The organism is Butyricimonas sp. RTP31003st1_G1_RTP31003_210430 (genome assembly GCF_040920905.1).
Taxonomy (GTDB): domain Bacteria; phylum Bacteroidota; class Bacteroidia; order Bacteroidales; family Marinifilaceae; genus Butyricimonas; species Butyricimonas paravirosa.
On sequence record NZ_JBCOSQ010000002.1, the window covers coordinates 1 to 11,477 of the forward strand.

The window sequence follows — 11,477 nt, forward strand, 5'->3', positions numbered from 1 at the left end:
ATCCTCAGGAATGTATTATGTCTACGAGGAGGGGAACAGTGTCGACGCTATTTACGCTGTTCCAACTGTAGGTGTAGATCCAAGTACGGGGCAGTTGGTTTATCTGTATAAGGACGGGACACAAAGTTACAAGTACGATGTTTCACAGCGTGTGGTTTGTGGAGATCGTATGCCGAAACTGGATGGACGTTTAAATACTTCTTTCTCTTGGCGAGGGTTCTCCGTGTATGCGGGTTTCACGATTCGTACGGGAGGACAACAGTATAATCAAACTTATGCAAATAAAATTGAGAACGTGAATTTAGCTTTTAACGTGGACCGTCGGGTGAGCAGTGAGCGTTGGATGAATCCGGGGGATGAGGCGATTTTTTCAGGGTTGGATTACAAGAATTATTATATGACGGATCGTTACATACAGGATGAAAGTACTTTTGAGTGTAACAATATAAGCGTGACTTATGATTTCCGTCAAAAATGGGTTCAACAAGCAGGTTTTTCCCGTTTAGCATTGACTGCAAGTATCGGTAATGTTTTCCATTGGTCGACAATAAAGCAAGAGAGAGGAACCAGTTATCCTTTTGCGATTCAACCCTCATTCGGAATTTCATGTTCATTTTAATAAGAATTTGTTATGAAAAAAGTGATACTAAGTTTAGGTGTATGTTTTTTCTTTTTGACTTCTTGTGATAAGTGGTTGACAATACGTCCGGAAAACGAGATCGAAAAAACAAAATTGTACGAGACAGAAGAGGGATTCTGGCAAGCATTAAATGGCTTGTATTCTATTATGGGCTCAAATTATGGCCCTACGGGGCATTTACAATGTTCAGATGTTGAGTTCTTGGCAAGTATATGGATTGCTAGTTCCGAGAGTGTCGAGCAACGTTTGATTGATCATCAATATAAGGATGCTGATGCGGATTCTCGTCTAGCTGATGTGTTCTTGAATCAATATAATATGATTGCTCATGCTAATACTATTCTGGAATACTTAAAACAGCAGGATTTCCTTCCGGAAAGATCGTATAATATAATCAAAGGAGAGGCTTTGGGGATGCGGGCTATGCTCCATTTTGATTTGATACGTTTGTGGGGACCTATGCCGAATAATGTTGATGCTAGTTACCGGTATTTGCCTTACGTACAACAGGTATCTAAAAAGGTAAATACTTATGATACATATGGGGAGTACATGGAGAAATTGCAGGCAGATTTGGATTCGGCTGAGTTTTTGTTGGGCAAGTATGAGCCTTTATTGACTCATACTTGTAATGAGCTGAATAAGAATGGAGGAGATGATTATGATCGTTTAGAGTATTATTGGCGTCAGAATCATTTTAATTACTATGCCGTGTGGGGATTAAAAGCCAGAATTGCGCTTTGGATGGGAGATAAAGAACGTGCATTGACATACGCGCAAATGGTGAAGGAAACTCTAAATGCGGATGGAAGTGTCAAATTTCGATTGGGAACTGCAAATGATATAAATATCACAAGTACTGATGAGGCGGTAAACACGTTGAAAGCTGAGTGTTTATTTGGATATTACTTGTCATATTATAATTGGCAACAAGAGTTTAACGATAATACTGCTGATTTTAAAACACCAATCTCTAATATAGAGGGGTTATTTGATGATAAAAATGATTTTAGGTATACCTTATGTTGGAAAGTTGATCCGGATGTTTTTACGGGTGAGCCACAAAATGTTACGACTTATAAGTATAAAGCTTATAACAATAATTGGATACCTCAGATTCGTTTGGCAGAGATGTACTTGATCATGATAGAGTGTGCGCCCTTGGATGTTGCTAATGTTTTGTATAAAGAATTTTGCAATTCCCGGGGTATGGGGTATAAGGAATTGACGGAAGGGAGTCGTATGGATATATTGCAGAGAGAATATTATAAAGAGTTTATCGGGGAAGGACAGGTGTTTTACATGAGTAAACGTCTCGGAGTGGAGAGAATGTTGTGGGGAAATCAGAAATGTGCAGAGGCCCAGTATGTTTTACCAATTCCTAGAAGAGAGTCTGAAATTATATAAATTGTAGACCGTTATGAGAAATATATTATTAAGTCTTTTCGTTTGTTGTATGTTTATTGCTTGTGAGGAGGAAAAACTAGAACCTTACACGGGAAATGATACAGTTCAATTTTATACCACGAATTTTGATGAGGACATTGTGGTCGAATATTCATGGGGTATGGCTCTTGATCCGAATGCAGAGTATGATACATGCTGGATTCCGGTACAGACTATGGGACGTGCTAAAAACTATGACCGTTATTTGAAACTTGTTCAGGAAAAAGCCGTGGGTTGGGATTATGTCTATGACCACGTGGGGAATATCGTGGATTCGCTTTCTTACGAGATTCCTAATCAAGCCGTGGAGGGAAAACACTATGTTGCGTTTGATGACCCGGGGTTACGCGAATTGTTAAAGATTCCCGCAAATGCATTTCGTGTGGATGTCCCCGTGGTGATGCGGAAAGATCCGGAAATGACGGAGAAATTAACTTTGTTGATTCGGTTGGTGGATACGGAAACGGTGAAAGTGGGTGATCCCCAATTTACCAAATGCCAGATAACCATAGAATAGTAATTCGGTAAAATTAAGATTATGAAAAAAGGTATATTTTTGTTGTTATCCATGATAGCTATGTTCTATGCATGTGATTATGCTGGTGATATAAAAGATTATAAGGAAGATTTGGCAGAAGGGGGACCGGTGAATACGATTCTAGTGAGTCCCAGTGCTTTCACGTTATATGTAGATAGTGAATTCCCATCTATGTCTTATGTGAGTGTTCCGACTAATACGGTAGATTCTGTTGTCGTGTGGAGTTCTGATACTCCGGAGGTGTTAGATGTAGATCCGGAAACCGGAGAGCTGAAATGGGGAACCGTGAGAAATTGTGAAGTGGTAATTTCTGCAACAAGTGCGACAAGGAAAGATGTGAAAGGAGAATGTCGGATTACGGTAAGAAATACCATGGGAGTCTATAAGTATTTGGATTTAAGAGCGGAGTTGGGATTATTTGTGATTGATCGAAATATGGGTGCAACGATGGCTTTTGATAAGACCGTAACAAATAATATGGCGGCTGGACTTAAGGGAAATTATTATCATTGGGGGAATAATACTCCGGTTGCCAATAAGGAATTCGGAGGAGATGATGGACGTGGAGGTTACTACACGTATCCCAATGGGCAGACTCTTTTGGGAGGATATCCGGAATTTGATCCGTCATGGAATGCCGAGGGAGAACATTTTTCGGATTGGAGTCAGGGGGGAGAAACTCCTTGCCCTGGTGGGTGGCGTTTACCGACAAAAGAAGAGTGTGAGAAAATAATTTATATGACCAATGTTGCTAATTTTAATACTCAACAAGAAAAAACGGCTGCGAGAGCTTTACGTGAAAAGTTGGGAGTTGCGATGTCTGGTTATCAACAAATACCTGGGGGAAACTGGCAGTGGCAACATGGTATGTTATGGACTTCAACATGGAATCCTGAGACTAAAAAAGTTTGGGTTTTGCAGGCTACCAATTCCGGGGATTGGAAGGATGATCCTTGGGAGATGAAAGAGATGGAATTGAAGGGGATTGCGATAGCCGTTCGTTGTGTACGGGATGGAAATGTTGAGGACGTGGAATAGCATTAAATAGAAAGTTATGAAGAGATTTTGTTATATATTTTTAAGTTTATGGGTATTTGCGTCATGTTCAAATGATGACGTGGAATCCTCGGACGTGACTTTAGAGGTAAGGGATTACGTGGAGGAGACCATTTACAATTTTAAGGAAGATCAAGCTGTTTATTTGTGGGCAACCAAAAGTTGGGCAGATAAAGGGGTATCTAAAGTCGAGTACGTGGTAGATGCGAGTGTGTTGGATAATTATAATCAAGAACACGGGACAACGTTAAAACTTTTGCCGGAATCTTGTTATCATGCGGAACAAACTGTGTTTGAGGTAACGGATGAGATGAAATATGCCAAGTTCAAAGTGATGTGTTCTCCGGATAAGATTGTGGAATTGGGAACATATGGAAAAATAGAGTACGCATTACCTTATCGTATCTATGTTAATGGGCAGGCTGCAGAGGATCGTTACGGGACTGTGATTGTTGCTTTTAATGTGTTGCAGCCCTTGGCTTTGATTGAAGCCGGAATTGATTCCGTGTATTTTCATCATGAAGACGAGTTAAGCTTGGATTTCTCATGTTCCTTGAATTTTGATAATCGTTTGACTATACCGGTGAACTTTTTTGCTGATGCTACTCTTGTGAGCGATTTTAATGCTGAGTACGGTGCGGATTATGAGGCTGTGCCTTCCGAGGCTGTTACCTGGGAGACAAGTCAGGTCAGTTTTGAAAGAAAAGAGACGGAGAAAAAAGTGTTGTTTAACGTGAAGGGGGATATGATTCCGGTAGGTGTTTCTCTATTGCCAATAAGGATGGATGTAGATAGTCAGGGTGTTAGTGTTGATCCTCTGAGTGATCGAAAATATTTCTTGTTTTTTAATGATATGATAGCTCAAAGTAACTGGGAAGCATCAGTATCCAAGACGTGGAAAGGAAGTGGGGATATTTTAATTGATGGTTCTTTGGGAGACAATTGGATGGCGGCAGGTGAGGCATCAGAGTTTTGGGTGATATTATCGCTTAAAGATGAAAATAAAGTGGCTAACTTTACAGGTGTGGAAATGTATGTTCAAGATTATGACCCCAATAAGGTGGGACAAAAAAAAGCAGAGATTTATGTCAGCATGGATAAGGAGGAATGGGAACTAGCCGGGACTTATAATTTTAAAACTGAGGGAGGAAAACCTAATCTTGACGCTCAACGAGTATATTTTCCGAAGATTACAGGAAAGCATATCAAAATAAATATAGCGGAATGGGAGAATTCTCCATATATCGGTTTTAGAGAGGTTGCGGCAATGGGAGAAATAAAAGATAAGTAGTATTGTAACTGACAAGGGAGATTATCTCCCTTGTCATCTAAAAGTAAAAAAATGCGTTTGTTTTTTGTGTTTTTAAGTGTATGGATATGTGGTTCCACGTACGCACAAGATCGTTCTATTCGATTGGAAAAAGCGGATTGGCAGCGAGTTATAGCGAAAGCGAAAGAAGAGAATAAATTACTTTTTATCGATTGCAATGCCGTATGGTGTAACCCGTGTAAGGCTTTGGTGAAAGACGTGTTCAGCAGGAATGTTGTTGCAGACTTTTATAACGAGAACTTCGTGAGCGTTTCCTATGATATAGAGAGAGATAAGTCTCCGGAGTTTTTGGATATGCCTAAAATCTCATCTATTCCCTTGTTGTTATTCGTGAATCCTTCAACTTTGAAAATCGTGCATGGATTTTTGGGGGGAATTGATGAATCGGGGATGTTGGAGCTTGGACGGGAAGCTTTGGATGGTAAACGGAATTTGGCGGGAATGCGGGAACGTTATCAGGCGGGAGAGCGAGGGGAGGCTTTGCTTATTCCTTATCTGAGAGTGTTAAAATCTTTGTATTACGGAGAATATAGTGAGGTATTAGCCGGATATTTTAAAGATATGACAGTGGAACGTTTAGCTATACCGGAAAATTGGAGTTTATTTGAAAAAGAGGGGAATGATGCTTTGATGCCAGTTTTTCAATTAGCTTGGCATGGACGGGAGCAGATAGCCACTAAAATAGGTGATGAACGAGTAAAAAGTAAATTAGAAGAAGTTTTGACTTGGCAGGTCAAAGACAACGTGGGGAGGGTTGACCGGGGAAGATCGGAAAAGAATTACCAAAAATTAGTTGCTTTCAGAGACTGCATCAATTCTATGGATTGGAAGGAGAGGGATTTCAGTTTGTTCGTGTTAAACATGGCAGAGATGGCCTATCAAGGTGATTATGATGATGTTTTAAAATATTTGAAACGTTTTATTAAGAAATACGGTGTCGGTGATGAGAAGGTCGGAGAATACGTGTATATCTTTTGCGAGAAGTTAAAGGAGAATGGAAGTCCGGAACAAATCCTGTCCGGAATAGAGAAACTTGATCGGGTTGTAGAGAGTCAAAAAGATGCAGGAATCCGTTCCCGGTTGATGTATCTGAAACGAGATATGTTGAGGGCTGCCGGATATGAGAAAGAGGCGATGCGAGTAGATACTTTAGCGACTAAAATATTGAATCCGCATTTCTATGATAGGAAATAAAATGTTATAAGAGTGTTGAGATAAGGGATATTCATGTGTTTGTGTTTTATATTGTTTGGGAAAGTCGTTCGTTTTCGAACGACTTTCATATTTTGATGTATTTCACAGCAATAAAACTGGGGATGGTACAAAGCATGATCCAGAGAAAGAAGTGTTGGTAGCCGATCAGTTCTTGGATATAGCCGGAGATCATGCCGGGGAGCATCATGCCGAGGGCCATGAATCCGGTGCAGATGGCGTAATGAGCGGTTTGCTGCGGACCTTTGCTGAAGAGCATCATGAAGTAGGTGAGGGCCGTGAAACCGAACCCGTAACCGAATTGTTCGATGGCGACGGCGGAGGAGATTAGCCAGATGTTGGAAGGGTGGACGAATGCCAGATAAACGTACACGATATTAGGCAGGTTCATGGCGGCGGTCATCCACCAGATCCAGTGTTTTAGGCCATTCTTGGCCATGAAGATACCGCCTAGGATTCCGCCTATCGTGAGGGCGATAAGGCCAACGACTCCATAGATGGTGCCGACTTGCATGGTGTTTAGTCCCAAGCCACCGACTTCGGGATTGTCCAGTAAGAAAGGGGAAGCGATTTTTACAAGTTGTGATTCTGCAAAACGGAAGAGCAGAATAAAGGCTAAGGCTGCAATGATTCCTTTCTTTTGGAAGAAGGTAATAAAGGTTTGGAAAAAGGCATTCAGCGGGTTACCGTTTTTCATGGGAATATCATTTTCCGGTTTGGGGAGGATGAATTGGTGGTAGAGGAAGAGAAGTACGAATAGGATTGCTAATAGATAGAAGGTGACTGACCATGCCCTGGGAACGGCAATCTCTTCCGGGAGCGTGGAGGAATAGGTCTTTTCAAGCCAACCGGCAAACATGACAATCAATCCTTGTCCGGTGAGCATGGCGAGGCGGTAAGCCGTGTTACGGATACCGACGAAGAAGGCTTGTTTCTTGGTGTCGAGTCCCAGCATATAGAACCCGTCTGCTGCGATGTCGTGGGTGGCAGAACTGAAAGCTAATAACCACATGAATGCTAACGAGTAGCGGAAGGCATGAGGTCCGGGAAGAGTCAGTGCTATTCCGGCTAATCCTCCACCGATCACTAATTGCATGGTGATCACCCACCAGCGTTTGGTCTTCACGATGTCTACCAGCGGACTCCATAGGGGTTTAATCACCCAGGGTAAATAAAGCCAGCTCGTGTAGAGGGCTATGTCCGTGTTGTTTATTCCCAACCGTTTGAACATGATAACGGCAAGTGTCATGACAACGACATAGGGTAGACCTTGTGCGAAATATAGAGTGGGGATCCAGGACCAGGCCGATTTAGTGATTTTAGATTTCATGATTTATGATTTTAGATTTTGAACTCCCTCCCCCCTTCGGGGTACTCCCTCTATAAACAGAGGGAGAGTTGAGTTGCTCGCCGTTTTTCGTTAAGACTTGCCAGCTCCTCCTCTGTTTATAGAGGAGGTGGCAGCAAAGCTGACGGAGGAGTTTGCATTTTTAATAGTTTCAAGTTGGGTGCCGGGGAAATAGTGCGAGAGGATTTGCTTGTAATCATAGCCTTTGGCACTCATGACGGCAGCTCCGATTTGGCAGAGACCGACTCCGTGTCCCCATCCCGCACCTTTCAAGGTGAAACGGGTAATAGCTCCGGAGGTATCTTTCTCTGTTTCCACGATGAAGGCCGAGCTATACAGGTGGGATTGGGAGAAAGCTTTGCGAATGACAAGTTCTTTCCCGATAATCATGTCTCGTTTTGAACCTTGGATGCGGAGACGGGTGATGCGCCCGGAGACACCTCTTTCCACGGGTTCTATGGATTGAATGTCCCCGAAGTCTATCCCGATACGGGATGTTATTAATGCAGATAGTTCCGGGGGAGTGTAGGATACTTGCCAGCGGAAAAAGTCCTGAGTTTCCTGATCATAGTCGTTGAGAACGTTGGACAGGATAGCCTTGTCCCGGGTATTGCAGAATACATCCGGGGTGGAGAGAATCCATTTTCGGGCGTTCTCTTCTTGGGATAAGTCGGGAGTTGAAGACTGGGTATCGCTATCAATCACTTTTGTAAGATAGGGATGATTCACGGGTTCCCAGGTGTTTTCAAAATACTCGGTTACTCCCCCGCAGCATTTGGAGAACCGGGCATCGCAGATCTCTCCGTCATACACAAGGACCTCCCCCCGGGTGGCCTCAATGGCTTGTTGGACAAATGGCGTGTAGGCTTTGCTAATACCTTGGTAGCGTTGACAATGATCGTCTGCGCACACGTCGAAATGCTCGTGGTCTTCCCGGTCATACCACCGGATATATTGTTGTTCATCCTGTATGCAGGACTGGTAAGTGTCGGTTAGTTTCTCGCTCTTTATTTTTTGTGCGATCAGCCAACTGCGGGAAATGATCGCGTGGGCTTTCAGGAGTTCCAAAGATGAGGTGGCACTCATTTCGGAAGAGATCACGCTTAGTAAATAATCTTCTAGGGGTAATATGTTGATTGCTGTCAGATGTTTTCCCTCGTCCATGATTTTCAATGTACCTTTGAACTTCTGGTCTTCCGTGCGTTGCCAGTGAAAATTGATCCCGATCATGACATTTAACAAATCGAAGTTTGCCGTTTCATCGTTCTCCGGTGTAAGGGTGAAGTGATCCGGTACGATCTGTGTTCCTGAAGGTGAATGTAGAATCAAGTCCTTTCCTTCTTTGGAAATGGTATATTCTCCGGAATATTTTTGATCCTTGTTCCAGTAGGTTCCGTTCAAACGGAAGGTGATGGCAGGAGCGAAAAGGATGCCAATGGAAAGAGTGATCGCCTGCGGCGAATTACAAGTTGATCGATTACAAGTTACAGGTTCTTTCATCTTCATAAATCGTAAATCATAAATCGTAAATTCTCAAACTGTTCGTCGGTAAGGGTTAGCTGGGAAAAAAGTTCTTCCAGCAAGGGAGCGTTCAGACGGTTGAAATCTTTTTCCCGGGGTGAGATGATCAGACCGGCAAAGTCTACACAGCCGGGACTGAACAGTATGTTTTCATCTCCTTCCGCGAAGAATTGCCACGGGCGGTGTTGACGACGGGGAAACATGACTACCCACCATTCGTTGTTTTCGTACCAGGCAAAGAGGTTTATCATGGGTTCTGGGTCGTTCGGGGTGATTTGGCCCACGAGTGACACTAATTGCTCGAAAATATCCATTAGTTGCTCCCGGTTGTTTGAATGAAGTATGATATTCTTGCGGAGGTAGTGATGAATACTTTCGATTGTGGTTTCCCGTGATTCGGAAGTCCACAAGATTTCTTTCGGGCAGGAGTTTACATCGGTTTCCAGGGGCATGATGTGACGGGGTACCAGTTGGAAATGAAAATGATCCGGGGCGGAGGCTCCGCTACGGGGACCATTATAAAAGATCGTGTACTCCGGATAAGTTTGTGCAATGGCCAGCATATCTTGGAAATGTCCCTTGATGAGCTGGGGAATGTGTTGCTTGGCCGGAACCGTGTAATGGCGATCGAATATTGGATAAGGGTTTACCCGTATATCCAGTGTGGGGTTATAATCGAAACTAGTTTGTTCCGGCGGAATGTTTCCTTTACACAAGAAACAGGCTCTTGCCTTGATTGATTGCTCGTCTATTTTAGCCACGGCCGATTGAATCCGGTCCGGGTTGTACTGGATGCGAATCTGGAACCCATCGAAATCAATCGTACGATAAATGACATTCCGCAAGCGTTCGTAATTATTCCGGGCCAAGGGCCAGGAGGCTAGTTGTGATTTCGTAAATTCGTCGAAAAACATGATAAGGAATTAATTTTTGATTTAAGATTGTTCTTCATTTTCAATTCTCTGTTGCCTTGCCAATATTTCAATCATACGTATTTTATCTTTATAGTAATTATTCGCATTTACACGTTGGATGTTCAAGTCCGCGTCGGAATTACCTTCCCAGCGACGACATAAATATAGCGGTTCATAAATACGTTCGATCCGGTATTCACGGGAGATTGCGAGTGCCGTGGCATAATCCTCCCCGTAACTGACGTTCGGGATTCTGATTTGCCGGAGTAATGGCGTGTAAAATGCTCGGGGCGCCCCCAGCCCGTTAATACGTAAGGCGTTGTTACGCCCGTTGTCCGGCGTCCATTCCTTGTGGTCAATGATGCCGGGAGGTATTTCTTCCAGCTTGAAATTAACCATCTTGTAACTACCGATAATCATGGCACATTGATGTTTGTGGAACGTGTCGACAATGCGTTGGAGAACGTGTCGACTGATGTACAAATCATCACTATCCAACTGGATGGCGAATCGTCCACAATGTTCGCTCATGATGGCATGTGTCCAGCATCCCCCGATGCCGAGGTCGGTGCGAGGGGGAATGATATGGATTATTTGCGAGTGCTTTTGGGCCATCTTTTTAACAATAGCGGTCGTGTCGTCGGTGGAATGATTGTCGATAACGAGAATATTATACTTGAAATTGGTCTGTTGTGAAAAGACGGATCGTATCGCTTCCGCGATGGTCTTTTCCCGGTTGCGGACGGGAATAATAACCGAGACTTCAGTTTCAAAATGCTCGTCTTGGAACGGGACGGTTTTGAATACAGGAGGCAAGTAGGCGCCTATGGCCTTCAAGTGAGCCGTGAAAGCCTGTTCCATTTCAGTTTGTACTTCCCGGTTACGAGGGTTCACGTAATCAAATTGCTTTTCACCGGAACGTCGGGGATCGTGTTCCTTTTCCGAGTACAGGAATTCGGGAATCCGGAAAATCAATCCTTCCCGGGAAAGACGCAGGCGTAGATCGTAGAGTGCGGCAAAATTGTACTCCGAGTCCATTTCGCTGATCACTTTTTTTAAAACGTCTGTTCTGAATAAAAGTATCGATCCGAAATCAAAATCATCCCTGACACTCCCCAATTGATAGTCAATAGTCGGGTGTGCCGTTTGCGAACCATCTTGTTCCGTGTAATAATCCGAGTAAAGCATGACGGCTCCCGTGGCTTGTGCTACCTGAAGAAAACGTTTTTGTGCGTGTTCTCCTAATCGTGGAGTCGGGTATTTCGTGTAGAAAAAGACATAAGGTGAATCTATCGTGGTAACGATTTCCCGTAACGTGGCCGTTTGTTCAAAATGCACGTAGGTCTCTGTTTGTTCGTCCCTTTTTAGCCGGGAAACGGTACAAGAAATAATAGACATAAATTACAAATTTAAGGTTTAAGCCAAAGATATATCTTTTTGTAGAAAGTGCATGAATTTTGGCGTATTTTAAG

The 11,477-nt window shown here is 43.2% G+C and carries 9 protein-coding genes and 1 pseudogene; 6 read left to right on the forward strand and 4 right to left on the reverse strand.

Annotation, left to right across the window (positions count from 1 at the left end; genetic code table 11):
• The 6 genes and pseudogenes from AB5542_RS00735 to AB5542_RS00760 all read left to right on the forward strand — a co-directional run.
• Window positions 1–619: pseudogene (locus tag AB5542_RS00735) on the forward strand (SusC/RagA family TonB-linked outer membrane protein); the annotation flags it as partial.
• 12 nt (window positions 620–631) lie between these two features.
• Entirely contained in the window at window positions 632–2,047 is a 1,416-nt protein-coding gene (locus AB5542_RS00740) for a RagB/SusD family nutrient uptake outer membrane protein (RefSeq protein ID WP_288215157.1), read from the forward strand.
• A gap of 13 nt (window positions 2,048–2,060) precedes the next feature.
• Entirely contained in the window at window positions 2,061–2,603 is a 543-nt protein-coding gene (locus AB5542_RS00745; protein ID WP_140402583.1) for a hypothetical protein, read from the forward strand.
• A 21-nt stretch (window positions 2,604–2,624) separates the two neighbouring features.
• Window positions 2,625–3,662, forward strand: a complete 1,038-nt coding sequence (locus tag AB5542_RS00750) for a hypothetical protein (RefSeq protein ID WP_279037810.1) — start codon at window positions 2,625–2,627, stop codon at window positions 3,660–3,662.
• A gap of 16 nt (window positions 3,663–3,678) precedes the next feature.
• Complete coding sequence (locus tag AB5542_RS00755; protein ID WP_279037811.1) at window positions 3,679–4,971, forward strand: BT_3987 domain-containing protein; 1,293 nt, start codon at window positions 3,679–3,681, stop codon at window positions 4,969–4,971.
• Between the two features lie 51 nt (window positions 4,972–5,022).
• On the forward strand, window positions 5,023–6,204 hold the full coding sequence (locus tag AB5542_RS00760; protein ID WP_279037814.1) for a thioredoxin family protein: 1,182 nt from the start codon (window positions 5,023–5,025) through the stop codon (window positions 6,202–6,204).
• A gap of 85 nt (window positions 6,205–6,289) precedes the next feature.
• On the opposite strand, the gene AB5542_RS00765 is transcribed toward AB5542_RS00760, so the two are convergent.
• The 4 genes from AB5542_RS00765 to AB5542_RS00780 form a co-directional block, all read right to left on the reverse strand.
• Window positions 6,290–7,552 (reverse strand): MFS transporter, encoded by a 1,263-nt coding sequence (locus tag AB5542_RS00765; protein WP_087421001.1) that lies wholly within the window; start codon window positions 7,550–7,552, stop codon window positions 6,290–6,292.
• Between the two features lie 90 nt (window positions 7,553–7,642).
• Window positions 7,643–9,070 (reverse strand): SpoIID/LytB domain-containing protein, encoded by a 1,428-nt coding sequence (locus AB5542_RS00770; RefSeq protein ID WP_279037891.1) that lies wholly within the window; start codon window positions 9,068–9,070, stop codon window positions 7,643–7,645.
• A 2-nt stretch (window positions 9,071–9,072) separates the two neighbouring features.
• The gene (locus tag AB5542_RS00775; RefSeq protein ID WP_279037817.1) at window positions 9,073–10,005 is read right to left on the reverse strand and encodes a DUF4922 domain-containing protein; all 933 of its coding nucleotides are present in this window, start codon (window positions 10,003–10,005) and stop codon (window positions 9,073–9,075) included.
• Between the two features lie 21 nt (window positions 10,006–10,026).
• The gene (locus tag AB5542_RS00780) at window positions 10,027–11,403 is read right to left on the reverse strand and encodes a glycosyltransferase family 2 protein (RefSeq protein ID WP_279037819.1); all 1,377 of its coding nucleotides are present in this window, start codon (window positions 11,401–11,403) and stop codon (window positions 10,027–10,029) included.
• Window positions 11,404–11,477 lie beyond the last annotated feature (74 nt).

What these genes read in the sequence shown, in the direction of transcription:
- AB5542_RS00740 (WP_288215157.1), top strand. Translation starts at nt 632, where the DNA reads ATGAAAAAAGTGATACTAAGTTTAGGTGTATGTTTTTTCTTTTTGACT.
- AB5542_RS00745 (WP_140402583.1), top strand. Translation starts at nt 2,061, where the DNA reads ATGAGAAATATATTATTAAGTCTTTTCGTTTGTTGTATGTTTATTGCT.
- AB5542_RS00750 (WP_279037810.1), top strand. Translation starts at nt 2,625, where the DNA reads ATGAAAAAAGGTATATTTTTGTTGTTATCCATGATAGCTATGTTCTAT.
- AB5542_RS00755 (WP_279037811.1), top strand. Translation starts at nt 3,679, where the DNA reads ATGAAGAGATTTTGTTATATATTTTTAAGTTTATGGGTATTTGCGTCA.
- AB5542_RS00760 (WP_279037814.1), top strand. Translation starts at nt 5,023, where the DNA reads ATGCGTTTGTTTTTTGTGTTTTTAAGTGTATGGATATGTGGTTCCACG.
- AB5542_RS00765 (WP_087421001.1), bottom strand. Translation starts at nt 7,552, where the DNA reads ATGAAATCTAAAATCACTAAATCGGCCTGGTCCTGGATCCCCACTCTA.
- AB5542_RS00770 (WP_279037891.1), bottom strand. Translation starts at nt 9,070, where the DNA reads ATGAAAGAACCTGTAACTTGTAATCGATCAACTTGTAATTCGCCGCAG.
- AB5542_RS00775 (WP_279037817.1), bottom strand. Translation starts at nt 10,005, where the DNA reads ATGTTTTTCGACGAATTTACGAAATCACAACTAGCCTCCTGGCCCTTG.
- AB5542_RS00780 (WP_279037819.1), bottom strand. Translation starts at nt 11,403, where the DNA reads ATGTCTATTATTTCTTGTACCGTTTCCCGGCTAAAAAGGGACGAACAA.